This window comes from Rhodoluna sp. (assembly GCF_024641065.1).
Taxonomy (GTDB): domain Bacteria; phylum Actinomycetota; class Actinomycetes; order Actinomycetales; family Microbacteriaceae; genus Rhodoluna.
In genome coordinates this window covers 143,547-168,429 of the sequence record NZ_JAHEDV010000033.1, presented here as the reverse complement: position 1 = coordinate 168,429, position 24,883 = coordinate 143,547, and the positions used below count along the sequence as shown (strand labels likewise).

The window sequence follows — 24,883 nt, the reverse complement described above, 5'->3', positions numbered from 1 at the left end:
CTTCAGCGACTAGTTCTTAGCCTTTTTGCGCTTGACCATCACGGCCACTAGTCCGGCCGCGAGTGCGATGGCAGGGCCAATAATTAGAACCGCCAGGGCTGGTCCGAAGTCAGGCTCTGAATCAGGAATGCCGGGCTTAGGTGCTTCGGTAGGAGTGATTCCGCCATTGGCACAGGGTGCAGCACTCAGGTCTTCGGCTACATAGCCGTCAGTATTTTCGACCTTGAATGAATAGTTGCCACTCACTGGGTGGCCGTCGATTGAAACCGTTCGCCAAGTCACTTGATATTCACCGGGCTGATCAACCGAGATTTGCGCGCCCAGAGTTAGGGTAGTTGGCGCCAAGCAGGCAATTGCGACCGCCGAACCGTCAGGTGCCGTTACAGCCATTTCGTGCCCACTCGAATCATCAAGAAGCAAAAGCTCCTCAGTGAAGGTTGCCTTAATGTCGATGATTCCAGCAGAAACGGTAGATCCGGCCTCAGGCGAATACTCGATTTCGTCATTGTGCGCAGATGCCAGGGTTGTGGCTCCGAAAACGGCAAGGAGAGTGAGCAAGAAACTAGCGATTACGCGGGCAAAACGGTTCATACTAGAAGTCTACTTAATTGAGATTTGGAGCTTTTGTGTCAGAAAACCAGGGTCGCGCATCGTTGTTGAAGTCTGTCGGCATCGGGGTTGGGTCGGCTGTTGCGGTTTTGGCTTTGATTATTGGTGGCACAGCACTGACTGGCTCGAACAACCCTGAACCAAGCAATTCGCCCCAGGCATCGGCTAGCGAATCTGCTTCACCCTCTGCCAGCGCGTCTCCACTCAAGTCATGTTCGGTTGCAGACCTTGCGGCCGACCCGCGTCTAGCCAGCCTTTCGGCTTATGTTTTGAACACCGGCACCAATGAGGTGCTGTTTGATCGCCAAGGTGACCTGCCAAAGTCAACCGCCTCGGTTATGAAAGCTGTTACTGCAACCGTGGCACTGTCAACCCTTGGCCCAAACTATCGAGTCGACACCCGGGTTTATTCAGACCCAGCAAAGCCAGGTGTGGTTTACCTAGTCGGTGGCGGCGACCCAACTCTTTCGCGCCTGAGTGCTGCGCAGCAATCGGTTTACAAAAATGCACCGAAGTTGGCCTCACTGGCCATTGCGGTGAATGCAAAGTTGTCGAATGCGGCAATCACCAAAATCATCGTGGTTGACGATTTGTTTGCTGGCCCAAATTGGGATTCAACCTGGGAAGACAGCGAACGCAAAGAGGGCTACATGTCGCAGGTTTCTGCACTGCAGACCGATGGTGACCGCAAAGACCCTAAGAGTGAAACCTCATGGCGCAGCCAGCGCCCGGCGCTAAACACAGGCGGATATTTCAAGACCGCGCTTGGCTCAACGGCAACAGCCGCGCGAGTGAGTGCCGGAACCCTGCCATCAAATGCGGTTGAACTGGCCAAAGTAACCAGCGCACCAATCAGTTCGTGGATCACGCACATGCTCCAGGTCTCAGACAACACCCAGGCCGAAGCCCTCGCGCGTTTGGTGTCACTCGACCTTGGCTTTGACGGCTCCGGTGCTTCAATCGATGCGGCCTTCAAAAAAGCCTTAGCGGCGCTCGAATTCGACACGACCGGCATGTACTTCAGAGACGGTTCAGGCCTCAGCGGCGACAACGCGGTTTCACCAATTTTTATGGCCAAACTCATGCAGATGTTGAACACAGCCACCGGCGACTTGGCTGGCGTCAAAGCTGGGATGCCAGTTGCTGGTGAGTCTGGCTCATTGGCGGCAAGATTTAGCGGTGAAAATGTAGATGCTCGCGGTCACGTGATTGCTAAAACCGGATGGATCAAAAAGGGATACACGCTGTCTGGAATCATCAATGCCAAAGACGGTTCGACTCTAACCTTTGCCGTCTATGCACTTGGATCGGTTAAACCTGACGCCAAAGATGCCATCGATAATCTCGTGACCGGCTTCTATCGCTGCGGCAACGAGCTGTCTAACGAGTAGCTAGACCTCGCGAATCGCGCCCGGGGCGGCTGACACAGCAAAGATGTCTGGCTTGGCATAACCCAATGCCTCAAACTCGGCCAAAATCGAAAGCGTAACCTCACTGATTTTGCCAATCGGGGTCAGTGCGATTGCCGCACCACCGAAACCGCCGCCAGTCATTCTTGCGCCAATAGCGCCGTGGCGAATCGCAGTTTCAACCGCGGTGTCGAGTTCATCCACCGAAATTTCGAAATCATCCCTCATTGACTCGTGAGATGCATGCATCAGCTGACCGATTGCTGTTGGCCCAGCCTCGCGAAGAGTTCGAATCGTGTCTAGAACGCGCTGGTTTTCAGTAACCACATGGCGAACTCGGCGAAAAGTTACTTCATCCAAGATTTCTTTGGCCTTTTCAAGGTCTTCGATAGAAAGATCGCGCAGGCTAGTCACGCCCATTTCAGTCGCGCCGGTCTCGCACGCTGCCCTGCGGGCTGCGTAACCGCCATCAACCAATCGGTGCGCAACTTTGGTATCAATAATCAGAAGTTCGAGGTCAGCGCTTGAGAATCCCAACTCAATCGGTGTTGCCTCAAGGCTTCGGCAATCCAAGAAAACACCGTGGTCAATCTCGCCCAATAGCGAAGCTGATTGATCCATGATTCCGGTTGGTGCTCCGACGATTTCGTTTTCGCCAAGCTGACCGGCTCGAGCCAATTTGCGGCGGTCGAGGCCTGCGCCCCAAAGTTCGTTCAAACCCAGTGCAACGGCACACTCAATGGCTGCTGAAGATGAGAGCCCGGCGCCAACTGGAACATCAGATTCGATGAAGCAGTCAAAGCCCGATGGTGAAACTTCGGCCAACTGTTGAATCGCCCAGGCAACTCCAAACGGGTAAGCGGCCCACTCGTTCTTGGCATCGCTACTGATGTTGGCGATGTCTACCTGGTGAATGTCATCAGAAAAGCTCGAAGCAACACGAACGGTTGAGTCTTCTCTAAGCGCCAGAGCGGCGAAGGTGCGTCGATTGATTGCAAACGGAAAAACATAACCTTCGTTGTAATCAGTGTGCTCGCCAATGAGGTTTACTCGGCCGGGAGCCGACCAGACGCCGGTGGCTTCGTAACCAAATAGGTCGCTGAAGCCAGCCTGGGTTTTGGCAACTAGCTCGTGAATCACTTGAGTGCGCCTCGGATTAGCTCGGCGGTAACCTCAGGCGGAAAGTCTGCGATGAAGGCCCCCATTGCGCTCTCTGAACCAGCTAGGTATTTCAACTTGTCTTCGGCACGGCGGGGTGAGGTGATCTGAAGTTGAAGGCGAATATGCTCGCCGCCCTCAACCATAGGCGCCTGGTGCCAAGCCGAGATGTATGGAGTAGGGGTTGAGTAGATGTGATCTAGTGCACCCAGAAGGCGTGAATACATGACCGCTAGTTCGTCGCGCTCTTCGTCAGTCAGGTCGGTGAAGTCGTTCACGTGGCGGTGAGGAAGAAGGTGAATTTCAACCGGCCAGCGACCAGCAAATGGCACGTATGAAGTGAAGTGCTCACCCTTGATAAGCACGCGCTCGCTCTTTTGTTCAAAGGCCAGAGTGTCGGCAAACAGGTTCGGACCATAAGCCTTAATCGAGTCAAGAACTTTCTTGGTGCGCGGGGTTAGGTAAGGGTATGAATAAATCTGCCCGTGAGGGTGGTGCAGGGTCACGCCAATTTCTTGCCCGCGGTTCTCAAAAGGAAACACCTGGCGAACACCCGGAAGAGACTTTAGGTGTGCGGTGCGGTCTGTCCAAGCTTCGATAACGGTGCGAACGCGCGAAACCGGCATTTCACTAAGAGAGCCGAGGTGAGTCGGGCTAAAAACCACAACTTCGCAGCGACCAACCGACTTGCGTTTGCTGCCAAGTTCTAGGTTGGCAACAACTGAATAATTTTCGTCATCGACTTCTAGTAGATCAGGGCCAAACGAAGGGCTCTTGTTCTCGAACACGGCCACATCAAAGATGTCTGGAACCTCTGAAAGATTCTCATCAGTCGCTGGGCACAGCGGGCACTGATTGGCCGGTGGCAAGAAGGCACGATTGTGGCGAGCTGCGGCCACCGAGATCCACTCACCGGTTAGTGAGTCAAGTCGCATTTCGGCAACGTTGGGGCGCGGTGCTGGTTCGCGGTGATCGGGCTTGCGCTCGCTAGGCAGGGCTGAACCTGCGTCATCAAAATAGAACAGGTCTCGACCATCTGAGAGCTTGGCAGCTATTTTTCTTGAACTAGTCATAACCCTTAACCTTGGATGCTTCTAGTGCGCGGATATTAGGCAAGTTTATATGTTCAACAACAGTTAGATTTAGTTCACCTTCTGTTCACCTTGTGTTCCTAAGGTAAACAATGTATTCAGGGAACGTTCCCTGAATATTCCATTCCCGGTCACTAACCAGAAAGTATCCCGTGGATCCAATCCTGATTGTTGCGCTAGTTGTTTCACTAGCCCTCTTCTTTGACTTCACCAACGGTTTTCATGACACCGCTAACTCGAGCGCTACTGCGATCGCAACTGGCGCCTTGTCTCCTCGCACCGCAGTAATCATCGCTGCTTTGATGAACCTAGTTGGTGCGTTCCTTTCAACCGCAGTAGCCAAGGCAATTTCTGTCTCGCTAATCAACGAGGGTGTTGTAATTCCGCCTGAGATGGTATTCGCAGGTCTAACCGGTGCGATTCTTTGGAACCTAACCACCTGGTTGCTAGGTCTTCCGTCGTCATCTTCACACGCACTATTCGGTGGCCTTGTTGGTTCAGCTTTGGTTTTTGCCGGCTTTGCAGCAGTGAACTTCCCGAAGATCATCGAGAAGGTAGCGCTTCCTGCGGTATTCGCTCCGTTGATCGCTGGTTTGGCCGCATTCTTGGCTACCCGCATCGCATACCTGGTAACTGCACGCAGCCAGAAGCAGCGCAAAGAAACCGGCATCAGCACCGGTCGCAATGGCTTCAAGGTAGGCCAGATTTTCACCTCATCGCTAGTAGCGCTTTCACACGGTACTAACGACGCACAGAAGACCATGGGTGTAATCACCCTGGTACTTGTTGCAGCTGGTCTACAGTCAACCGGTGACCACGTTGAGTGGTGGGTAATCATCGCAGCTGCTCTAGCAATTGCGCTTGGCACATATTCAGGTGGCTGGAGAATCATCAAGACTATGGGTTCAGGCCTAGCCGAGATCAAGCCTGCTCAGGGCTTTGCCGCTGAGGTTTCTACCGGTTCAGCAATTCTTGCTTCTTCTTACCTTGGTTTCGCTCTTTCAACCACACAGGTTGCATCGGGTGGTGTTATGGGTGCTGGTCTTGGTCGCAAGGGCGGTCAGGTTCGCTGGGGTAAGGCCGGTCAGGTTGTAACCGGTTGGTTGCTTACCCTTCCTGCTGCTGCAGCAGTTGGAGCACTTTCAGCACTTCTGGTGAAGAGTGGCCCAATTGGAATTTTCGTTGACCTAGTTTTGACACTTGCTGTTGCAATCGCAATCTTCCAGATTGCTCGCCGCAACCGCATTAGCCACACCAACGTTCTAAGCGAAGTTGAGGGTGCTTCAGAAGTTGTTGCATCACCTCGCCAGGTTCGTGCAGCTGCCGCTAAGGCAGAAAAGGCAGCCAAGAAAGCTGCTGCTAAAGGAAAGGTAACCAAGTAAATGATCGACTGGAACGCACTCCTACTAGTAGCTGCCGTGGCCATCGGTGCAGCTACCTCTGTATCGCTGGCTTTCGCTCTTGGAATTCGCTTCTTGACCAACGCGAAGCACATCCAAGAAAACACCAAGAAGAAAGAAGGCGCTAAGCCTCTAGAGATCTTGAACCGTGTTGCAGCTTATGCATTGTTCACCATTGCAAGCTCAGCCATTCTTTATGGAATCTATCTGATCGTTCCTTACTTTCACCTAGACAAGTAAGTCGATGTTGAAAGCCCCCGGTTGTGTGCCGGGGGTTTTCTCATAGGCGGGTCATTCACCTGGTGAACGAAAAATTAACCTGATAACTGCAAATTATTCGCCATCAATTTCTAGAGTTTGGCAAAATCAAAATATGACTATTTCAAACACCACTTCAAAACCAGCTGCACGCACTGCTGCCAAGCCGGCTGCCGCACGCGCTCCACGCGCAACCGCTGCCCGCACAACCGCGGCACGCGCTGCTGCTGCGCCAGCCGTCGCAACTACACCAGACTTCACCAAGCGCTACAAGATGATCACAGGCATTGACGATTCAGAGTTCTGCTCAAGAGTCTCACTGCACCTAGACAACGGTTATGAACTTTATGGTTCGCCTACTTCAACCTTCAATGGCAAAAATGTCATCGTCGGTCAGGCTGTTGTTCTAAAGAAGCTGCCTGCAAAGGCCAAGGGCAAGTCAAAGACTTCAAAGGGCAAGAAGAAGTAATTCTTCTTGTTTCAACAAGAAGAGGCCTCGGTATTCCGGGGTCTTTTCTTTTAACCCGCGACTTAAGATTGAAGTATGTCTGATCAACTGCCTAACTGCCCAAAATGTAATTGCGAATACACCTATGAGATGGGTTCGCTATTAGTTTGCCCAGAGTGTGCTCACGAATGGCAGGCTGCTGAAGACGAGTCAACCGCTGAAGTTGAAAAGGTCATCAAAGATTCAGTTGGCAACATCCTTGCTGATGGTGACACCGTTACCATCGCTAAAGATCTAAAGGTCAAGGGCAGCTCAACCGCAATCAAAGTGGGCACCAAAGTGCGAAACATTCGTTTGGTGAACGGCGCCGATGGCCACGACATCGATGCCAAGGTTGACGGATTCGGGCCGATGATGCTCAAATCAAGTGTGGTCAAGAAGGTTCTGTAACCATGAAATCGCATGGCACTATTCGCTGGGCATTGGCGCTGTCGCTAACGCTACTGATTGGTGCTGGTTTCAGTCTTCAGCTTTCAAACGACTCTACGGTCAAAGCTCAGGCAAGTGAGTCGCAGTCAATTTCACCGTCTGCCTCCAACTCGCCGAGCGCTTCTTCAAGCACCTCAACCTCGTCGCCATCGCCGAGCGCCAGCTCAACGGTGATTTCAGACCCAGTTTTGAAGGTAATTCGAGATCACCAAAAAGCCACCGGCTGTCATTTCAATTCGGCAAAAACCGCGGCGCTAAGTGTGGGCACTTGCAAGATCATGCTCGTTGGCGACTCAATCGGCAACAACCTCGGCTATGGAATGCTCGGGCAGCTAAACACCTCGGGTGGCCTCAAATTCTCACTCAAAGCAAAGGCCTCAACCGGGTTGTCGAACTCTTGGTTCTATAACTGGCCTAACAACCTGAGTACATTTTTGAAAGCCGAAAAGCCAAACCTGGTGATTGTTCTCATTGGTGCCAACGACCGTCAGAACATGAAGGTTGGTACACGCGTGTTGACCTACCCAACCGCAGCCTGGCAGTCGGCATACAAAGCGCAAGTTACTAAAATGACAAAACTTGCCACGGATGCGGGGGCCTATGTGCTCTGGGTGGGCATGCCAATTTCGAAACCCTATAACTACAACCAAGGCATGAAAGTTATCAATGCCCAGTTCAGGGCTGTGGTGCCAACTATGACTGGTGCAACCTTCGTTCCGCTCTGGACTCTCACTGCTGACTTAGCAGGCGTCTATCGCCAGTATGCGTCAGTAAACGGAGTTCGAACCAAGATTCGCGGTGAAGATGGCATTCACTTTACGGCTGATGGTCAATCGGTAATCGGAACCTACATCATCGACAAAGTTGCTTCGGTTTATCACGTGACGCTGCGGTCAACCCACAGGCACGAGTTGCGCTAAAGATTTAGCCAGAGACTCTCGGCAGCGAGCGTTGCATCCCAGATAAGAACCAAACACACAGCAGCGAAAAGCAACGTTGCCCAACCATCTTGATTCAATAGGCGCGATTTGCGGATCGGGTTTTCAAGCAGATGGTGAGAAAGAATCGCTGAGCCGAATGCTCCGGCAAATTGCAACGGCAGTACCCACCATCCCGTTGGCGGGTCTGGCATCAGAGTCGGCAGGTAAAGCCAGCCAAAGTGCCAAAGGTAAAGCGAATATGAAATCTCGCCCAAGTAGGCGAGTGGTCTAAAGCCAAGCCATAGGTTTGGCCCTGATATTTTCTCTGCGGTGCCAGCCCAAATAATTGCAGCGGTGGCAAAAGCTGGCAACGCGGCTAAATAGCCAGGATACGCAGTGCTCGCATCGAACAGCACAGCAACGGCGGAAATCGTTGCCAAGCCCAAAACTGCAGTGACATTTCGCAGCCAAGTTCGAGCATGATTCATACGAAGCGGAACCAAGGCGACAAGACCGCCCAGAGCAAGCTCCCAAATTCGAGTCAGCGGGGAGTAATAGGCGGTTACTGAATCACTAAGTGTCATGGTGATCGACCAGAAGCCTGATAGCGCCAACGAAACCAGCAAAAGTGATGCCAGCACCGGTCTGCTGGCGCGAGCTGGAGTCAATCGCCAGATAACAAAAACCATCAGCGGGTAAACGAGATAAACCTGATTTTCAATTGCTAGGTACCAGTAGTGGGTCAAAAGCGACTTATCCAGCCCGGCAATGAAGTAATTTGCACCGGTGTCGATGAGCCTGAAGTTTGTCGCAAAGAACGCAGCCCATTTTGCATCGGTGAATAGGTCGCTATTGAATGCTGGGCCCAAAAAAAGAACAGCTGCAAAAACCGTCGCAATAATTACGGCTGTCGAAGACGGCAGAATTCTCAATACGCGCTTGACATAAAAATTTCGCAGGTTGAATTTGAGTGCCTTTGTGTCTTTTCGCAGCATGCTGGCGGTAACGACGTATCCGCTAATTACAAAAAACACTTCGACGCCAACATAACCACCCGGCAATGGTGCGAAACCAGCATGCAGAGCAATCACCAGCAAAATGGCCAAACCGCGAAGACCTTGGATGTCCATCCGCAGTTGTTTTGCAGTCTCGGTCAACGCTGGCCTTTCATCCGTGTTTTCAATAACTGGTGAGCGTGTCTCGATACTGAGAATACCTTGGTGTTAGCCTCGGGGTAGATGGCCGCTTTGGCTCTCTATTGAGGAGAATCAAATGGCTGAGAAATCACAGCAGAAGAATGTCAAAAAAGTTGCTGCAAAGTCGCTCAAAGAAAAGCGCCTAGACAAGCAAACCAAGGCTGCAAACAAAAAATCTGACTAACTTAAAAGAATCCCCTCCTTGGAGGGGATTCTTCTTTACTTAGTGTTTACTGCGTCTTTTCGGTGACGACAGGATTGCTCCGGCGATCATCATAAGGACAGCAAATGCGTACAGAGCGCTGGACTGAACTTCGGCACCTGTTTCTGCCAAAGATTCTTCTTCAATAATCGGAGCCCACTCGGCGTAAAGCGTCATTCCGGTAGAAAGCATAACTCGGTCGCCTGGCTCAAAGTGAGTACCCTTGCCATCTGGCTGACTGTTCCAGCCTGTGAAAACGTACCCGCCTTTAATTAGTCCAGCCACATTTCCAGGTACTGTGATCGACCCGTCGGCATTGATTTGCGGAGGTACTCCGCCGCTGTTTGAACCATTGCCAGAGAAATCGATAACAGGCAGTGTTGGCGGGGATACAACAATTGTCCATTTGGCGTAGAGGGTGATGTCTGCGCTGAGCGTGTAGCTGGCACCTGCTGTGTAGTTGGTTCCGGTTCCGTCGGCTTGCGTGTTCCAGCCTGCGAAGGTGAAGCCTAGTTTGGCTAGTGGGGAGCTGTTGGTGGCTAGGCTCACTGATCCGTTGCCGGTTGTGTCGCTTGGTGCGGTTCCGCTGGTTGCTCCGTTGCCGTCATAGGTGATTGTGTAGCTGGCCACAACAGGTGCGCTGACGAGGTATGAAATCGTCACTGGTGGTGCGGCCGCGTAGGTTGTCCCTCCCGATGCCCCACCTGCTTGGGTAGCTCGAATCTGACAGGTTCCTGGGCCGACCACCGTAATAGTGGTGCCGCTAATTGTGCAAACAGCCGGTGAGAATGAGGTCAATGTAACTGTTAGCCCAGAAGTGGCTGTTGGCGTCGTTGGGACTGTGAACGAGCTGCCTGACCAAGATTGGTCGCCAGGATTCACAAATGTGATTGTTTGCGATGCATCAGTTGTGATGTAAAAAGTTTGGGTCACGTTCGTCGCAGCACCGTAATTGGCGTTGCCTGGCTGGCTGGCCACGATCGTACAGGCGCCGGTTGCAATCGGGTCAATATCTAGTCCGCTCACCACGCACACACTTGGAGTTAGTGATGTGAGAACAACTGTTAGCCCCGAGTCTGCTGCTGCATTCGATGCAAAATTTGGTGCGGTTGGAGTTTTGTTGCCAGGGTTAGTAAAAGTAATTATCTGACCGTTTGGAGCGCCAAGAAGATTGACGGTGTTTGCTGCAGTCGAATAAAGGGTACCGTCTGAGACTTTGTAGGTGAAGCTGGAGCCAGAACCGGAATACCTGAGATATCCAAGTTCAATGTTTGCAACGGATACGGTGAGCCCGACGGTTGCATTCACCCATGCAGTCCCATTGAAGTACTGCAATGTGCCGGTTGATGGCAGGGTTTCGACCTTGATGTTTGTAAACGCGTTTCCATCTGGGTCAGAGTAAGGGAAATTTGCCAAACTCAGAATTGCCGGCACGGTCAGGTCGTAATAGCGGGTGGTGTCTTGTGAAGTGGGTGGGCTATTGTTTGGGTTTGATACGGCAGAACGCGCCCCACAGGCGCTGCCGGTTGCGGTTGCGCAAAGGCCCTTGAAAGACACTCCGTAAAAGCCACCCTGGGCCACTTCGTTTCCGAACACCGCAGTGTAACTACTCATCTGGTCAAACTTGACCTCAACAGCAGAAAATGGATCGTTTGAGCTTGATACAGCAGCATTGGTGCGGGTTTGAACAAAGCGGACCAGACCATTAGCAAGAGCCCCACCGGTGTGGTTTGTTGTATAGGCCGTCAACTTCGTGTCGGTTGAGAAGACATATGACTGAAAACCGTTGAATTCTGTAAATTGGCGCCCAGGACTGTCGAGGTCAATTGAGGTTACTGATACGTTTTTCAGCACTGCAACAGAACCATCGGCATGGTCGTAAAAATCAAACTTAAAGGATGTAAATCCGCCCGCAACTGAAGTTGTGTTGTTGATTTGAAAGTATTTTTCGTTGGCTGATGCGCTACCTGGTGAGTCATAAACATCGACTGAGGAGTTTTGAAGGGCGACTGTAGTGACACGAGCATCAATTTGGACTCCGCCAACGGTTGCAACATTGGTATAGGTAGCAGTGCCGTTCAAAGCTGTCGGGGTTGAAGTCGCAGTACGTTTGCTTGAACTGAAGTCAAGTTCGACACCGCTCACATCTACTACGGTCGCGGCCTTTGCGCTCGGAACAAATGCTAATGCTCCTACCAGCCCAAAGGTTAGAGCCAGAGCCATTGACAAAATTGACTTCAAGCTTCCAGATTTGAATTTCGCAGTAAATCGACTTCGCATGACGTGCCTCATAATCGAATTAAATGTTCGCATAGGCGAACAACTTTGCAATATTATCTTGGCTTGCATTCGCTTATGCGAAGGAAATTGGGTTAACCCAACGCAATTCCTCCGATTAATTCAAAGTTCAGAATTGCATTTAGAAGGCCGTGCTTGGTAGATCGCGTTCGTCATTTTCAATTGCTTGGACAATTCGCTGTGCGACAATCTGAGCGTCTAGCCCAGAACCAAAGTTGGGTGCTGAGCCAAAAATAGCTCTTGATGCAAGACCTGTTTCTGTGTGGCCAGGCCTTGCATCAATCCATCGGATGCCCTGCTTTCTAAGTTCTTTCGAGGCGGCCTGGGCAAAACCCTTTAGGGCAATTTTGCTCGCGCTGTAAGCGCTCATGCCTGCCATTGGTGACTCAGCGATAACGCCACTAATCGAGACTACGAATGGCTCGCCACCATTTGCGGCCGAAGTTTTCAGCCCACCGATGAGTTTTTGAAACAACTCAACTTGGCCGGTGGTGTTTACTCTCAAGAGCCGATCAAAGACTGAACCTGGCATCTCTTCGATAGAGCCGAACGCAACTAATCCGCTGGCAAAAATAATGCCATCAATGGTTGTGTGCTGATTTAGTAAATAGTTAGTCAGAGCCTCGATTGACGGCGAGCTCTCTAGGTCCAGAAGCAGGCGTTCGGTCAGGTTTGGCGCCAAGCCCTGCGAACTTTCTGGGCTTCGTGCTGTTCCAATCACTACAGCCCCCTTGGCAAGCAGCTGATTTGCAAGCAGGTGGCCAAGGGTGCCGTTAGCTCCGACTACAAGAAACGTCTTTGAAGCGATATTCATTAATATTCCTCAATCAAGATTTGCGTTTGCAATAAGTATGCGCCTCGATGAACAGACAGTGAACAAGGACATATTTGCATCTTTGTTTATGCCAAAATTAGGGTTAGGAAACCACTTAGGAGTCATTTTGCCAGCACTTTTGAAGCGCTCGATAGCAGAGTTTTTCGGCACGGCGCTATTGGTTTGTGTGGTGGTTGGTTCTGGAATCATGGGCACAAGCCTTTCGGGTGACGAGGGAATCGCCCTGGTTATCAACGCGCTGTCGACAGCGTTCGCCCTGGCCTTGCTCATCTTCGTGGTCGGCCCAATCAGCGGCGCCCACTTCAACCCGGTTGTAACTCTGGTTGAGGCTTTTAGTCGCAACATCAAAGATATTGATTTGCTGGCGTACATTCCAGCTCAAATTTTTGGCGCGGTGGCTGGTTCGATTACTGCAAATGCAATGTTCAATCAAACTGCGATTCAGATTTCAACTCAAAATCGTGCAAATTCAGGCGCCCTCATCGGCGAGGTAATTGCGACTGCCGGTTTGATCGCACTGATTGGCATTCTTAGCAAACGTGGTCAGGGTACTGTCATTCCCGTCGCTGTCGCCGGTTGGATTGGTTCGGCCTACTTCTTCACATCTTCAACCTCGTTTGCCAACCCAGCTGTGACCATTGGTCGAGTCTTCACCGACACGTTTGCAGGAATCGAGCCTGGTTCAGTTTTGCCCTTCGTGGCTGCCCAATTGGTTGGCGCAGCTCTGGGGTTTGCGATCGCTAAAGGAGTTTCAAATGACTAGTCAGAAGCCACGAGTTCTATTCGTTTGTGTTCACAACGCCGGCAAGTCACAGATGTCTGCGGCCCTGATGCGAGCTAAAGTCTCAGGGGCCGTCGAAGTTCTGTCTGGCGGCACTGACCCAGGTTCGTCTCTGAACCACGAGGCTCAGCTCGCTCTGGCTGAAATCGGCGTCACCATGGGTGATGAGTTTCCAAAGGCAATCACGGATGATGTCTTTATGTCAGTTGACCGAATTGTGATTCTCGGCAACGAGGCAAAGCTTTCGCCGCGTGAAGGCATGGCAGGAACAATCGAAACTTGGCTCACCCCAGAGCCCGGCTCAGAAGTTGGCGACAAACTTGCCCAAACCAAAATCATTCGAGACGACATTGCTCGTCGCGTAGATCAGCTGTTCGTAGAACTAACTTCAAACTAAGCAGGAGAAATAATGTCTGACAAAAAAGCCACTGTACTTTTCGTTTGCGTTCACAACGCGGGCCGCTCACAAATGGCTGCTGGTTACCTGCAGCACCTAGCCGGCGACCGAGTTCAGGTGCTGTCTGCAGGAACCGAGCCGAAGAATGAAATCAACCCATCTGCAATCGCGGCAATGGCCGAAGAGGGCATCGACATCGCAAACAACACTCCAAAGGTGTTGACCGATTCAGCTGTCAAAGAGTCTGATTACGTCATCACCATGGGTTGCGGCGACACCTGCCCATTCTTTCCAGGCAAAACCTACCTCGACTGGCCTCTCAATGACCCAGCTGGCAAGGGTGTAGAATACGTTCGACCTATTCGCGACGAGATTCGCGCAAAGGTAGAGGCCTTAATTTCGGAGATTGACGCAAAGTTCTAGCATTCATCGCTAACTAGGCATAGTCGCGCAGGTATTCAGAAACATCCTGAATCACCCGCTCATCGATTGAGTGGGCGAGACCCGGGTAGGTTGGCGTGAGTGCAGAAGTGCACCGCGCTAGCCAAGCTTCGGTTCTAATCACGGTGTCTGTCGCAATAACTTGATCGCTCAGGCCTCGGCAATAAATGACTCTTGGTTTGGTGGCTTCGAGTTCGGCATCTCCCGGCTGAACCGCGTCGAGGGTGAACCCGGCCAGAATTACAGTTGCCAATATTCGGTTTGGTCGAGTGCGCAACAGCTGGGTTGCCATTAGTCCGCCCTGCGAGAATCCAATCAAAACCAATGGTGTTTCAGCTGGAATATTCGCGTCAATCCAACTCCACAATCTTGCGGTGGCTGGTTCAATGTCTTCTACTCGAGGGTTTCCTGGAGTAATAATCGGTGCCCAGGCATACCCGCCATACTGAGAATCTAATGGGGCTCTAAGCGACACCCAGGCAAAATTACCCGGCAAATAATTCATCAATCCGACAAGATCGTTTTCGTTTGAGCCGTATCCGTGCATGAGAACTACCAGAGGGCTGGTAGGCGCTAGGTTTTCAGGTCGGCCGTCCACGAAGTGGGTAATAGCTTGATTCATGCTCGCAAGTTTATGCCCAGCTAGATTCACGAAGCTCTGGGTTAAAACAAAAACCCCACCGCAATGGTGAGGTTTTCATTTTCTTGTAGGCCCCGTCGGGATCGAACCGACGACCCACGGATTAAAAGTCCGTTGCTCTAACCAACTGAGCTAGAGGCCCATGTGCCCGAAGGCAACGCATCCAAGTCTAACAAGCGAACCGGCTCAAAATGCCAGATAACTGCGGTCTAATAGAACTAAGGCCACCAAGAGAGAAGCTAATGACAAAAAATCACCAACGAATTCTCGCCCTTGCAGCAATTCTTGGCCCGATTCAATCTGTTGCTGGCTGGGTGATTGCTGGGTCGCTTTGGTCGGGCTATGACCCAATCAAAAAGACCATCAGCGATCTGGCAGCTGACGATTCGCCGGTGCAACTTATTCAAAGCGGTTTCTTTCTTGTCGGCGCGACGCTCACACTAGTGGTGGCAATCTTCGCCAAATGGTTGGCCCTGCCAGGTCGTTTGATAATTTTTGCGGCCGGCATCGCCACCTATGGCCTGACCTTCTTCACCACCCCATCGCAAGACGGGCACTCAGACCTTCATCGCCTTTTCGCGATCATTTCGTTCGTGCTTTATTCAGCCTGGCCACTTTTTTCAACACGGATGTCTCCTTCGGCACCCTGGGTCTTGCGACCAGCTGCCACCATCGGAGTCACGGTGCTTCTGACTGTGGTTTCAGTTTGGTTCTTGCTTACCTGGACTGACCCAAATTCATCCACGGTGGGTTTAGCTGAGAGGGTGATTGTTGTTCTGCAAAGTTGGTACATGGCATTTGTAATTTGGGTTTGCCTGCATCACGAGCGTAAGCGCACAAAGTCTTAGCTGAGCAAATTGCTAATGAACTAGCGGGTCCAGCAGAACCGGTGGTTCATCCTTGTTCTTGGTTGGCCATTCAACCACGAGCATCGCTGCAATCATCAACAGGCCGCCAACAATGGTTTTGAGGCTTAGTTCTTCTTGCCCTACCATTACGGCGATGATTGCTGTCCAAGCAACCTCGCCGGTTAGCAAAATTGCTACGCGAGAGGCGTCCATAATCGATTGCGCCCAGGTTTGAACTAAGAAGGCAATGGCGGTGGCAAAAACCGCGGTGAATAGAACAGCAAACCAGCCGAAGCTATCTGCAGGTGCCTGATAACCGTCGGTGATTAATGCACCAACTCCGCTAAACCCAGCCACCGTCAGCAGCTGCAGAACGGTTAGTGCATAAACATCTTTGCCAGGGCTCAATTTGCTTAGGCCAACAATGTGGGCCGCAAACAACGCCGCACACAGAATCACCCAGGTTTCGCCGAGTCCGATGGCTAAACCATTGATAGAAATCAGACCTAGCGCGATGGTTGCGAGTATTACACCCCACACCAAGCGCTTGCCCACCTTCACCTTATAGAGCACCCAGCTAAAGATCGGAACAAGAACTACGTAAAGACCGGTTATGAATCCGGTAATCGCGGCGGTGGAAAGCTCTAGGCCAATGGTTTGAGTGAAATAACCGCCCGCGAGAATTGCGCCCAAGAAGATGCCGTGTTTGACCGTTGTTTTGTCAAATGAACGAAGTGCCTTTGGTCGAAACGCAAGCATAAGCAGGCCGGCAATCAAAAATCTGGTTGCCAAAAAGTCATAAAAAGGCTGGTCAGCAATGGCGTCCTTCATAAGAACAAACGCCGCACCCCAAGAAACCGCAACGCTTACAAGCGCTATCGCAGCCCAGGATGTTTTCTTCATCCTGCCAGTCTAAGTGAGGGTACTAGCGGCGAGGCCCCTGCGCAGCGTTCTTAACCATCGATGGAAACACCAGCCCGTGCATAGGCCAAACGGCCCACCAATACAGGTGCCCGAGAAGTCCTCGGGGAGCATAGATTGCCACTTGGGTGATAATCGAACCACCGGTTTCGACGTCTTCTTCGACGCCAAATTCTAGCCAGGCTAGCCCAGGCATTTTCATCTCAGCGCGCAGTCTTAGCAAGCGGTTCTCTTCGAGCTCCTCAACTCGCCAAAAATCGAGCGCATCGCCAACCTGCAGCTTGTGTGGATCCCGGCGCCCGCGCCGAAGCCCCACACCGCCAAACATTCGATCGATAAGGCCGCGCAGCTCCCAAGCCCAGGTAGCGGTTGAGTAACCGTTTTCGCCGCCAATTGCCTCAACCCGTTGCCAAACCTGCTCAACGGTGTCGGGGCTGTGTCGAATTCGCACGTCTTTATAGAGTGTTCCGCCCGCCCAGTTTGGGTCAGTAGGCAATGGTTCAGACGGTGTGCCCGGCACCGATGCGTTTGTCCACCGAGTTTCAACTCGAGCATCTTTAATCTTGGTTAGGGCAAGTTGCACAGCTCGCTTGAATGGTGTCAGGCCGCCATCCGGGTCGGCAATTAGACCACGGATTCGATCGTCGCTAGCGACAACCTCGTTCTTTAGGCTTTCGACCAGCCTTTTGGCCAGTGTGTAGGGCACGGGTGTAACTAAGCCAACCCACCCCGATGAGAGTCTTGGTGTTAGCACTGGCACTGGGATGATAATCCGGCGACGAAGCCCAGCTGCTTCAGCGTATTGCTGCATCATTTCTTTGTAGGTAAAGACCTCGGGGCCACCGATATCGAATACACCAGAAATTGATTTGTCGAGTGCTGCAGCACCCACCAAATATCGCAGAACATCACGCACGGCGATCGGCTGAATTCGAACATTCACCCATTTAGGAACCGTCATGATCGGCAATCGCTCAGTGAGGTATCGAAGCATTTCGAAAGATGCCGAGCCAGAGCCAATCACTACTCCAGCTCGAAGTTCAATGGTTGGTACTGAGCAATTTCGTAATATTTCACCAGTGTCGGCCCGGGCCTGAAGATGTGGTGACATTGTCTCGGTTGGGGCGATGATGCCGCCCAAATAGACCATTCGCTTGATGCCCGCCGCTTTGGCGACTTTTCCGAACAGCTCAGCCATGGATCGCTCTTGGTCTTCAAAATTATCCTTGGCCATCAATGCGTGAAGCATGTAATAGGCAACATCGGCACCAGCCATGGCTTTACTGAGAGCAACCTCATCCTGTGCGTCGCCCTCAAAAACCTCAACCTGATTTATCCACGGATGATTCTTAAGCCGGCTTGAGTTTCTCGCCAGAACACGCACGCGGTAGCCGTGAGCTAGCAGTTCGACAATTAGGCGCCCACCGATGTAGCCAGTTGCGCCGGTCACTAGGCACAGCGCAGGTTTACCTTTCTCATCCTTGAGAAGTGGTAAACCTTGACTAAGCAATTGGCTCATGGCTTTACCTTAGTCGCGAATTGGTTAGGCAACTGGGTCAGCTGTGTAACGTTCTATCGCTACAACCTGACGCTTTTTACCTAGCTCATTCTTGGTCAAGTGAACTACAAGAAATTCGGCTGGCTTTAAATCTTTAGCTGAACCAATTAATTCGCTCTGAACTGCATCGCCGAATTCTCCTATAGCTTGCAAAATTGTTGGCATTGCAGGGCGGTGAGAGCAGATTAGGCTTGCGCGACCATCAGTAACTATGTCTTTAACCACGTTTCTGGTGCGCTTTGGTCCCTTGTTATTACCCTGCTCGCTCAGTTGCGAGCGTTCGATGATCTTCAAGTTTCTTGAGTGAGCATAAGGTGCAACAGTGTTCTCGCATCGAACCCAAGGGCTGGTCACCACGCGCTTGATGCCGAAAGCAGCCAGTGCCGGAACCAGTGCCTTTGCTTGAGCTACTCCAGCAGCGAGTAGTGGTCTGTGTCCGTCGTCGTGTGGTTGCCCACCAAACCAATCTGTGCGTGCCGTTGCTTTTGCATGGCGAAGCACAATCACCGGTTTTGTGTGAAGGTGGCCTTTTTTGCGATTGGCGAGAAGTGCATCGAGAACTTCTCGGTCAAATTCATAGGTGAGCAGCTTCAGGGCTTCTTCTGGTGTGCGCCATTCAACACTTGCAACCTCTTCAGAAGGCTCGAACGTCGACTTTGCAAGAGCGGCGTCACTAACGCGAGCTGACCAGTAGTGCACTTCTTTTGGTGTGCCTGAAGGAATTTTGTAATTCACAATTTTGAGGCGTGGACCCAATTTGATACTTAGGCCAGTCTCTTCTTTGATTTCACGAACGGCTGTTTCGAGAAGGCTTTCGCCCGGGTCAACTTTGCCTTTGGGCCAGCTCCAGTCGTTGTGACGTGAGCGGTGAATCAGGGCAACCGTGAGTTCACCCTTAACTTCTCGCCAAAGAAGCGCGCCAGCTGCATAAATCGTCACTAGATGCGTGACTTTCGCTTGCTGAATACTTCGCTCATCACCTGATCTTGTACATCAATTAGCGCGGTACCTTCGGCCGAAACTTGGTGGCGGGCCCAGGTGCCATCTGAGGCAAGGTGCCAAGAACTCGAACGCTCGTCCATACACAAATCAAAGAAGGCATTTAATTCACGGATGTGGTCTGGCTGTGAAATGCGAACCAAAGCTTCAACGCGGCGGTCGAGGTTTCGATGCATCATGTCGGCCGAACCGATAAACACTGCCGGGTCGCCACCGCCGTTAAAGGCAAAGATTCGAGAGTGCTCGAGATAACGACCGAGAACCGAGCGCACCTTGATGTTTTCGCTCAACCCAGGTACTCCTGGCTTTAGGGCACACATTCCGCGAACCACGATCTCAATTTTTACGCCAGCGCAAGACGCTCGATAAAGCGAGTCGATGATCTGCTCGTCAACTAGTGAGTTCACCTTGATGCGAATTCGTGAATCTTTTCCAGCCGCGTGAAATGCCACTTCGCGTTCGATGCGCTCAACCAAACCCTCGCGAACGCCGTTTGGTGAAACCAAGAGTGACTTGAATTCAGCCTCGGGAGCATAACCAGATAGCTGGTTGAACAGCTTGGTTAGGTCTTCGCCAACTGCATCGCGTGAGGTGAGTAGGCCATAGTCCTCGTAATAGCGAGCTGTCTTTGGGTTGTAGTTTCCGGTTCCAACGTGGCAATAGCGCTTTAGTTGGTTGCCTTCTTGGCGAATTACAAGGGCAAGCTTGCAGTGGGTCTTTAGACCGACGATGCCATAAACAACGTGCACACCAGCTTGCTCAAGTTTGCGGGCCCAGGCGATGTTGTTTTGCTCGTCGAAGCGAGCCTTGATTTCAACTAGCGCCAAAACCTGCTTGCCGGCTTCTGCCGCAGCAATTAGGGCATCGACAATTGGTGAGTCACCTGAGGTGCGATACAAAGTCTGCTTGATCGCCAAGACCTTTGGGTCAGCTGCTGCCTGCTCAACAAATGCCTGAACCGAGGTTGAGAATGATTCGTAGGGGTGGTGAAGCAAGACATCGCGTTGGCGAAGCACCGAAAAGATGCTTACATCTTTGTCTTCAACCGGCTGCAAGAAACGGTTGGTAATCACGTGGTGCTGCGGGTAGTGAAGCTCTGGTCGCTTCAACGACGCAATCTCAAAAAGACCGGTCAGGTCAAGCGGAGAAGGTAGGTGATAAACATCTTCATCAGAGATGTCGAGTTCTCGAATTAGAAGTTCTAGAACCTGTGGATTGATGTCGTTGGCAACCTCGAGGCGAACCGGCGGGCCAAATCGGCGACGCAGCAATTCTTTTTCTAGCGCGAGCAAAAGGTTTTCGCCCTCGTCTTCGTCAACCTCAAGGTCTTCGTTGCGGGTAACTCTAAAGGTGTGCTGCTGCAACACCTCCATGCCCGGGAACAACTGCCCCAAGAATTCACCAATCACGTCTTCAAGAGGCACGAATCTGGCATCTGCCACACCCTTGTTACCTGGGATGCGCACAAAGCGCGGAAGCAGCGGCGGAACCTTGACGCGAGCAAAGTGCTCTTTGCCGGTTTCGATGTTGCGAACCACAACAGCCAGGTTCAGCGAAAGACCTGAGATGTATGGAAAAGGGTGGGCTGGGTCAACAGCTAGGGGAGTCAGAACCGGAAAAATCTGGTTCTGAAAGTATTCGTGCAGTGCAGTTTTCTCTTCAGCTTCTAGGGCCGACCAACGAACAATTCTGATCCCTTGGTCTTTCATTGCTGGCTTGATTACATCAATAAATAGGCCTGCGTGACGCTCCTGCAAACGGTGCGCCTCGGCGCTAATTTTGCTGAGCACATCTTGAGGTGAAAGGCCAGAGCTTGAAGTTACTGCTAGGCCGGTGGCAATACGTCGCTTGAGACCAGCAACTCGAACCATGAAGAATTCATCAAGGTTTGAGGCGAAAATTGCCAGAAAGTTGACTCGCTCAAGCAAGTAGAGATTCGGGTCTTCGGCAAGTTCTAAAACTCGCTGATTAAAGGCAAGCCAGCTCAGCTCGCGGTCAAGGTAGCGGTCGGCATCAAACTCGGTGCCAAAATTTGGCAAAGAGATAGCCATAGTTTCTTCAGAAGACATACTTGCAATCTTGCCACGCATGGGTGACGCGGGAGTAAAAACTTATTGAACAGTTGAGCTGAGGGCGTCTACATCATCAGCGTTATTAAAGCGGTAACCAACGTTTCGAACGGTGCCAATCAGTGCCTCGAGGTCGCCTAGTTTGGCACGTAGGCGGCGAATGTGAACGTCTACTGTTCTTGTGCCGCCAAAATAGTCATAACCCCAAACTTCACTCAAAAGTTGCTCGCGCGTGAAAACTCGACCAGGGTGCTGAGCCAAGAAGCGCAACAATTCGAACTCTTTATAGGTGAGGTCGAGCGGGCGCCCGTGCACCTTTGCCGAATAATTGGCCTCGTCGATTACTACTCCCGATGCGTGAATCTTGTCATCTTGCTCGGCTGCACGTTGACGGCCAACGGCAAGACGAATTCGAGCATCGATTTCACCTGGGCCTGCGCCTTCAAGAATGATGTCGTCAGCACCCCACTCGTTTGAGATAGCGGCTAGGCCGCCCTCAGAAACTACCAGGATGAGTGGCGCACTTGTGCCGGTGGTGACCAAAATTTTTGCGAGTGATTTTGCTTGGGCTAGATCGCGACGGGCATCCAAGAAAATTAGGTCGTGACCGGGGGCGTTTACGAGGTTTGCAGGTTCTGCCGGAATTTGGCGAACGCGGTGACTTAGAAACCCGAGCGCAGGAAGAACTTCGGTGTCAGCTGATGCTGACAAAACCAAAAGTTGAGCCATGTCTCTCTCCATTTCCCGTAACTAAGTCTAGCCCCGATTAACTGTCGGGTTAAGGCATGATTAAGCTGTGAAATCAACTTGGATGGAAATCATTGCGATATGGATTGGTGTGGCTGCACTGACTCTGATTTCTGTTCTGCTTTCTGAACCAGGCAACCCTCAGGTAGAGGCCTGGTTTGGCGCTATCCTTGCCGGTTCGATTGCAACCGTTTCTTTGATTCAGCTTTTCAAATCTCAGGTTGAGGGGTTTGTTCGTCGCCTGGTGTATGTAGGCGGCGGAAGCTACTTGATTCTTGCAACTGCAACTTTGTATATCTGGCTGAGAGGTTAGACTTTTACCATGATTCTTGCTCTAGAAATCTTCTTCACCGGACTATTGGTTCTGGCTTCACTTGCGATTGGCGCTGTATCAGTGCTAGTTCTTTACAAGCTGTTCAAGGGTCAGAAATAGTTGTTCGTTTTTCCTGAGGGGCTCCCACTCGAGCTCACTCCTTTTGCCTTTCTAGTTGGCAAATGGGAGGGCACCGGCGTCATCAGTTATCGAGTTAACGAGGATGACGAAGCACCTGTCGAATACGAGTTCAAACAGCGCGTTGAGTTTGCCCACGACGGTTCAAACGCGCTCACCTACGTTTCTTCAGCAGAACTTATCGACGAAGCCGGAACAATCTTGCCTAGCGAGCTTGGCTACTGGCGCATTTCGCGCCCTGCAGAGAGCGCCGACCACGGGCCAGGCTTCATCATTGGCCAGGGTGAAAAGAGCCTCAAGTCTCACGAAGATCTAGAGACGCTCCGCAATAAAGAGGGTGGCTTCGACATCATGGTTTCGATGCTGCACCCAGGCGGCATGGCAGAACTTTATAACGGCAAAATCAAGGGTGCGCGAGTAGATCTAGCATCTGCACACGGTGTTGCATTCGAAGGCGCAAAAACCTACCGCCACTCAACACGCCTTTATGGCTTGGTTGAGAACGCTTTGCTCTGGGTTTGGGAGATCGCGCTTCCGGGTGCTGACCTAAAGCCTCACGCTTCAGCTCGCCTCGAAAAAGTCGAATAATTCATGACTGACTCAGCGTTGCATTTCTCAAACCCGCTGATCGAACAGCGAAATTTGGCCAACGGAACTGCCGTGGTGAATCTTGGCGCTCGCGGAATAATTACTGTTTCAGGTGTCGACCGACTTGACTGGCTGCACTCACTTCTCAGCCAAAATCTCAAAAATCTGAATCCCGGGCAAGCGGCTGAGGCTCTTTTGCTTGACCCGCATGGGCACATCGAACAGGCCATTCACTTTCTTGACGATGGCGAAGCATCCTGGTTGATTGTTGAAGCCGAGAGCCGTGAACCGCTGCTAGCTTGGCTGCGCAAAATGGTCTTTCGCATGAAGGTTGAAATTCAAGATCGCTCAGATGACTTCGTCGTGATTGGCCGTCTTGGTGAAGGTCTCGCCAAGGCAGCAAAGTCAAATGGCCTCTCGTTGATTTGGAATGACCCTTGGCCTGGTGTTGTCACTGGTGGCGTTCGATACTCGAGAGCCTGGCCTGCAAAATGGCCTTGGTCTGAATCGCTGGTTCTTAGTGAAGAACTCGCCGCGGCGACCGAAGGTTTTGAATCAGCCGGAACCATGGCCTATGACGCTTTGAGAATTGCTGCACACCGACCTCGCCAAAAGTCTGAGGTAGACGAGAAATCACTTCCGCACGAGCTCGACTGGATGTCAACAGCAGTTCACATGTCAAAGGGTTGTTATCGCGGCCAAGAGACAGTAGCCAAAGTGCACAATCTTGGTCACCCACCGCGTCGCCTAACTTTTCTTCACTTGGATGGTTCAGAGCATTCGCTACCCGAGGCTGGCGACGAGATTTTTGTTGCGGGTGTTGAGGGCGCTATTGCCAAGGGCAAAGTCACCCTCGCAGCAAACCACTATGAGATGGGCCCAATCGCGCTCGCCTTGGTTAGTCGTTCGGTTCCAGAAGATGCAGATTTGATTGTGCGCTCTCAGCACGGTGACATCGCCGCCAATCAAGAAGTAATCGTTCCGGCATCTGCGGGTAAGGCGGCAAACCTGCCAAAGCGAAACCTTTTGATGGGCGGCAAGCACTAAATGGCTATTCAAACGCCCAAGATTAACTGGACTTTTCGTGCTTCGATTCAGCGAGTGCGAGAATCGCTTCCTCCGATTTTGCAGATTGTAATTGCAGCCAGTGTTGCGTTCTCGGTGGCCTACTACCTGCTGGGTCACCAACACCCAATCTTTGCGGTCACTGTTACCATCGCGTCACTTGGATTCACTCGTGATGCACGAATTCGACGAGTAACAGAAACTGCCTTCGGCATGACTGCGGGCATCGCGCTTAGTGAAGTCATGCTCAACACCATTGGCCAAGGTGTTTGGCAGATGGGCCTTGTTCTGTTGATTGCCCTAACCACCGCAAGATTTCTTTCGGGCACTGCGGCCTTTTCGCTGACGGTTGGCATCCAGGCAATGTTGGTATACATCATGCCGGCGCCAGACGGCGGGGTGTTCATCCGCAGTTTTGATGCTCTTATCGGTGGCGCTGTTGCTCTGATTTTCACCGCATTCATTCCACGCGACCCAATCGGCATGGCTTCGCGAGATGCAGACAAACTCTTTGCAGTTTTCTTGGATGCAGTTGATGCACTCAAAATTGCGGTACGCAGCTTGGACGTAAAGGTCGTCGACGCAGCGTTGGTTCGCGTTCGAGCATCACAGCCATTGGTTGATAACTGGCGCATGTCGCTAGACAGTGCAATTTCGGTTTCTCGAATTTCTCCATTTTTGCGTCGTCATCGCAAAGAGCTTTCTAGCCAGGTTCGTTTGATGCGCGGCATGGATCTAGCAACTCGCAATCTGCGCGTTGTGGTTCGTCGAGTTGATTTCTTGATTCGAGATGGCCAGTCTCGCCCTTATCTGGCTGACCTATTCGAGCAAATCGCCGCTGCAACAGCTTTGCTGGCTAAGGGTCTTGAAAGCACCGATGCACTCAAAGATGCTCGCGAGCAATTTGTGGTGATCACGCATCAACTCGACCCAAAGAAATTCGGCATCGCAGATGATGTTCGAGAGGCAAGCGTTTTGCTATTACTTCGACCGTTGCTAATTGACCTACTGTGCGCCAGCGGAATGACCGAAGAGCAAGCGCGCAACGAACTGCCTGAAATTTAG

26 protein-coding genes and 1 tRNA gene are annotated in these 24,883 nt (G+C 51.7%); 14 read left to right on the top strand and 13 right to left on the bottom strand.

Translation table 11 applies throughout. The features are described 5' to 3' along the window. Positions 1–9 precede the first annotated feature (9 nt). Positions 10–591 carry a copper resistance CopC family protein gene (locus tag Q0L26_RS06770; RefSeq protein WP_296649095.1) on the bottom strand — a complete coding sequence of 194 codons (582 nt, stop codon included), beginning with the start codon at positions 589–591 and terminating at the stop codon, positions 10–12. A gap of 35 nt (positions 592–626) precedes the next feature. Between Q0L26_RS06770 and Q0L26_RS06765 the strand changes: the two genes are divergently transcribed. Next, on the top strand, positions 627–2,000 hold the full coding sequence (locus Q0L26_RS06765) for a D-alanyl-D-alanine carboxypeptidase (RefSeq protein WP_296649091.1): 1,374 nt from the start codon (positions 627–629) through the stop codon (positions 1,998–2,000). Here Q0L26_RS06765 and galK read toward each other — a convergent pair whose 3' ends face one another. Together galK and galT are read right to left on the bottom strand one after the other, a co-directional pair. Then, a complete protein-coding gene (gene galK / locus Q0L26_RS06760; protein WP_296649088.1) occupies positions 2,001–3,158 on the bottom strand; it encodes a galactokinase in 1,158 nt (385 codons plus the stop codon). Then, positions 3,155–4,249, bottom strand: coding sequence for a galactose-1-phosphate uridylyltransferase (gene galT / locus Q0L26_RS06755; RefSeq protein ID WP_296649087.1), 1,095 nt, complete (start codon positions 4,247–4,249; stop codon positions 3,155–3,157). The genes galK and galT overlap by 4 nt, the downstream gene beginning before the upstream one ends. Positions 4,250–4,419: 170 nt before the next feature. Between galT and Q0L26_RS06750 the strand changes: the two genes are divergently transcribed. The 5 genes from Q0L26_RS06750 to Q0L26_RS06730 all read left to right on the top strand — a co-directional run bounded on the left by Q0L26_RS06750 (position 4,420) and on the right by Q0L26_RS06730 (position 7,782). Further along, positions 4,420–5,649 (top strand): inorganic phosphate transporter, encoded by a 1,230-nt coding sequence (locus Q0L26_RS06750; RefSeq protein WP_296649085.1) that lies wholly within the window; start codon positions 4,420–4,422, stop codon positions 5,647–5,649. Beyond that, positions 5,650–5,907, top strand: a complete 258-nt coding sequence (locus Q0L26_RS06745; RefSeq protein ID WP_296649082.1) for a hypothetical protein — start codon at positions 5,650–5,652, stop codon at positions 5,905–5,907. Positions 5,908–6,040: 133 nt separating this feature from the next. Continuing rightward, a complete protein-coding gene (locus Q0L26_RS06740; RefSeq protein WP_296649080.1) occupies positions 6,041–6,394 on the top strand; it encodes a DUF1737 domain-containing protein in 354 nt (117 codons plus the stop codon). A 75-nt stretch (positions 6,395–6,469) separates the two neighbouring features. Next, positions 6,470–6,823, top strand: coding sequence for a zinc ribbon domain-containing protein YjdM (locus tag Q0L26_RS06735; RefSeq protein WP_296649077.1), 354 nt, complete (start codon positions 6,470–6,472; stop codon positions 6,821–6,823). Positions 6,824–6,825: 2 nt separating this feature from the next. Next, positions 6,826–7,782, top strand: a complete 957-nt coding sequence (locus Q0L26_RS06730; protein WP_296649075.1) for a DUF459 domain-containing protein — start codon at positions 6,826–6,828, stop codon at positions 7,780–7,782. Here the strand turns inward: Q0L26_RS06730 and Q0L26_RS06725 are convergent. The 3 genes from Q0L26_RS06725 to Q0L26_RS06715 all read right to left on the bottom strand — a co-directional run bounded on the left by Q0L26_RS06725 (position 7,779) and on the right by Q0L26_RS06715 (position 12,292). Beyond that, complete coding sequence (locus tag Q0L26_RS06725) at positions 7,779–8,939, bottom strand: acyltransferase (RefSeq protein WP_296649073.1); 1,161 nt, start codon at positions 8,937–8,939, stop codon at positions 7,779–7,781. The genes Q0L26_RS06730 and Q0L26_RS06725 overlap by 4 nt on opposite strands. A 262-nt stretch (positions 8,940–9,201) precedes the next feature. Beyond that, positions 9,202–11,421, bottom strand: coding sequence for an InlB B-repeat-containing protein (locus tag Q0L26_RS06720; RefSeq protein WP_296649071.1), 2,220 nt, complete (start codon positions 11,419–11,421; stop codon positions 9,202–9,204). A gap of 178 nt (positions 11,422–11,599) precedes the next feature. Beyond that, complete coding sequence (locus Q0L26_RS06715) at positions 11,600–12,292, bottom strand: SDR family NAD(P)-dependent oxidoreductase (protein WP_296649069.1); 693 nt, start codon at positions 12,290–12,292, stop codon at positions 11,600–11,602. A gap of 127 nt (positions 12,293–12,419) precedes the next feature. On the opposite strand from Q0L26_RS06715, the gene Q0L26_RS06710 reads away from it, so the two are divergent. From Q0L26_RS06710 to Q0L26_RS06700, 3 genes are read left to right on the top strand one after another with little or no spacing between them, the layout of a single operon-like run. Then, complete coding sequence (locus Q0L26_RS06710; protein ID WP_296649068.1) at positions 12,420–13,076, top strand: MIP/aquaporin family protein; 657 nt, start codon at positions 12,420–12,422, stop codon at positions 13,074–13,076. Continuing rightward, complete coding sequence (locus Q0L26_RS06705) at positions 13,069–13,491, top strand: low molecular weight phosphatase family protein (protein WP_296649065.1); 423 nt, start codon at positions 13,069–13,071, stop codon at positions 13,489–13,491. The genes Q0L26_RS06710 and Q0L26_RS06705 overlap by 8 nt, the downstream gene beginning before the upstream one ends. 12 nt (positions 13,492–13,503) lie before the next feature. Then, positions 13,504–13,914, top strand: coding sequence for an arsenate reductase ArsC (locus tag Q0L26_RS06700; RefSeq protein ID WP_296649063.1), 411 nt, complete (start codon positions 13,504–13,506; stop codon positions 13,912–13,914). A 13-nt stretch (positions 13,915–13,927) separates the two neighbouring features. Here Q0L26_RS06700 and Q0L26_RS06695 read toward each other — a convergent pair whose 3' ends face one another. Beyond that, positions 13,928–14,554 carry a phospholipase gene (locus tag Q0L26_RS06695; protein ID WP_296649060.1) on the bottom strand — a complete coding sequence of 209 codons (627 nt, stop codon included), beginning with the start codon at positions 14,552–14,554 and terminating at the stop codon, positions 13,928–13,930. Between the two features lie 86 nt (positions 14,555–14,640). Continuing rightward, a tRNA-Lys gene (locus Q0L26_RS06690) sits at positions 14,641–14,714 on the bottom strand. Positions 14,715–14,814: 100 nt separating this feature from the next. Between Q0L26_RS06690 and Q0L26_RS06685 the strand changes: the two genes are divergently transcribed. Next, a complete protein-coding gene (locus tag Q0L26_RS06685) occupies positions 14,815–15,420 on the top strand; it encodes a DUF998 domain-containing protein (RefSeq protein ID WP_296649058.1) in 606 nt (201 codons plus the stop codon). Between the two features lie 12 nt (positions 15,421–15,432). Here the strand turns inward: Q0L26_RS06685 and Q0L26_RS06680 are convergent, their stop codons facing one another. From Q0L26_RS06680 to Q0L26_RS06660, 5 genes are read right to left on the bottom strand one after another with little or no spacing between them, the layout of a single operon-like run. Next, a complete protein-coding gene (locus Q0L26_RS06680) occupies positions 15,433–16,323 on the bottom strand; it encodes a DMT family transporter (protein WP_296649055.1) in 891 nt (296 codons plus the stop codon). A 22-nt stretch (positions 16,324–16,345) separates the two neighbouring features. After that, the gene (locus Q0L26_RS06675) at positions 16,346–17,860 is read right to left on the bottom strand and encodes an SDR family oxidoreductase (RefSeq protein WP_296649053.1); all 1,515 of its coding nucleotides are present in this window, start codon (positions 17,858–17,860) and stop codon (positions 16,346–16,348) included. Between the two features lie 24 nt (positions 17,861–17,884). After that, positions 17,885–18,838, bottom strand: coding sequence for an NUDIX hydrolase (locus tag Q0L26_RS06670; protein ID WP_296649050.1), 954 nt, complete (start codon positions 18,836–18,838; stop codon positions 17,885–17,887). After that, positions 18,838–20,949, bottom strand: a complete 2,112-nt coding sequence (locus tag Q0L26_RS06665; RefSeq protein WP_296649268.1) for an RNA degradosome polyphosphate kinase — start codon at positions 20,947–20,949, stop codon at positions 18,838–18,840. Before Q0L26_RS06665 ends, Q0L26_RS06670 begins: the two co-directional genes overlap by 1 nt. A gap of 60 nt (positions 20,950–21,009) precedes the next feature. Next, entirely contained in the window at positions 21,010–21,696 is a 687-nt protein-coding gene (locus Q0L26_RS06660; RefSeq protein WP_296649048.1) for a response regulator transcription factor, read from the bottom strand. Between the two features lie 82 nt (positions 21,697–21,778). Here Q0L26_RS06660 and Q0L26_RS06655 point away from each other — a divergent pair, with 82 nt between their 5' ends. The 4 genes from Q0L26_RS06655 (at position 21,779) to Q0L26_RS06640 (ending at position 24,883) form a co-directional block, all read left to right on the top strand. Further along, a complete protein-coding gene (locus Q0L26_RS06655; protein ID WP_296649046.1) occupies positions 21,779–22,027 on the top strand; it encodes a hypothetical protein in 249 nt (82 codons plus the stop codon). A 120-nt stretch (positions 22,028–22,147) separates the two neighbouring features. Then, positions 22,148–22,753 carry an FABP family protein gene (locus Q0L26_RS06650; RefSeq protein ID WP_296649045.1) on the top strand — a complete coding sequence of 202 codons (606 nt, stop codon included), beginning with the start codon at positions 22,148–22,150 and terminating at the stop codon, positions 22,751–22,753. 3 nt (positions 22,754–22,756) lie between these two features. Beyond that, entirely contained in the window at positions 22,757–23,800 is a 1,044-nt protein-coding gene (locus Q0L26_RS06645) for a folate-binding protein (protein WP_296649042.1), read from the top strand. Beyond that, positions 23,801–24,883 carry an FUSC family protein gene (locus Q0L26_RS06640; RefSeq protein WP_296649040.1) on the top strand — a complete coding sequence of 361 codons (1,083 nt, stop codon included), beginning with the start codon at positions 23,801–23,803 and terminating at the stop codon, positions 24,881–24,883.

Bases quoted from the DNA above. Each gene is read 5' to 3' on its own strand.
- Q0L26_RS06770 (WP_296649095.1), bottom strand. From the start codon at position 591: ATGAACCGTTTTGCCCGCGTAATCGCTAGTTTCTTGCTCACTCTCCTT.
- galT (WP_296649087.1), bottom strand. From the start codon at position 4,249: ATGACTAGTTCAAGAAAAATAGCTGCCAAGCTCTCAGATGGTCGAGAC.
- Q0L26_RS06745 (WP_296649082.1), top strand. From the start codon at position 5,650: ATGATCGACTGGAACGCACTCCTACTAGTAGCTGCCGTGGCCATCGGT.
- Q0L26_RS06740 (WP_296649080.1), top strand. From the start codon at position 6,041: ATGACTATTTCAAACACCACTTCAAAACCAGCTGCACGCACTGCTGCC.
- Q0L26_RS06735 (WP_296649077.1), top strand. From the start codon at position 6,470: ATGTCTGATCAACTGCCTAACTGCCCAAAATGTAATTGCGAATACACC.
- Q0L26_RS06730 (WP_296649075.1), top strand. From the start codon at position 6,826: ATGAAATCGCATGGCACTATTCGCTGGGCATTGGCGCTGTCGCTAACG.
- Q0L26_RS06715 (WP_296649069.1), bottom strand. From the start codon at position 12,292: ATGAATATCGCTTCAAAGACGTTTCTTGTAGTCGGAGCTAACGGCACC.
- Q0L26_RS06705 (WP_296649065.1), top strand. From the start codon at position 13,069: ATGACTAGTCAGAAGCCACGAGTTCTATTCGTTTGTGTTCACAACGCC.
- Q0L26_RS06700 (WP_296649063.1), top strand. From the start codon at position 13,504: ATGTCTGACAAAAAAGCCACTGTACTTTTCGTTTGCGTTCACAACGCG.
- Q0L26_RS06695 (WP_296649060.1), bottom strand. From the start codon at position 14,554: ATGAATCAAGCTATTACCCACTTCGTGGACGGCCGACCTGAAAACCTA.
- Q0L26_RS06685 (WP_296649058.1), top strand. From the start codon at position 14,815: ATGACAAAAAATCACCAACGAATTCTCGCCCTTGCAGCAATTCTTGGC.
- Q0L26_RS06680 (WP_296649055.1), bottom strand. From the start codon at position 16,323: ATGAAGAAAACATCCTGGGCTGCGATAGCGCTTGTAAGCGTTGCGGTT.
- Q0L26_RS06675 (WP_296649053.1), bottom strand. From the start codon at position 17,860: ATGAGCCAATTGCTTAGTCAAGGTTTACCACTTCTCAAGGATGAGAAA.
- Q0L26_RS06665 (WP_296649268.1), bottom strand. From the start codon at position 20,949: ATGGCTATCTCTTTGCCAAATTTTGGCACCGAGTTTGATGCCGACCGC.
- Q0L26_RS06660 (WP_296649048.1), bottom strand. From the start codon at position 21,696: ATGGCTCAACTTTTGGTTTTGTCAGCATCAGCTGACACCGAAGTTCTT.
- Q0L26_RS06655 (WP_296649046.1), top strand. From the start codon at position 21,779: ATGGAAATCATTGCGATATGGATTGGTGTGGCTGCACTGACTCTGATT.
- Q0L26_RS06645 (WP_296649042.1), top strand. From the start codon at position 22,757: ATGACTGACTCAGCGTTGCATTTCTCAAACCCGCTGATCGAACAGCGA.
- Q0L26_RS06640 (WP_296649040.1), top strand. From the start codon at position 23,801: ATGGCTATTCAAACGCCCAAGATTAACTGGACTTTTCGTGCTTCGATT.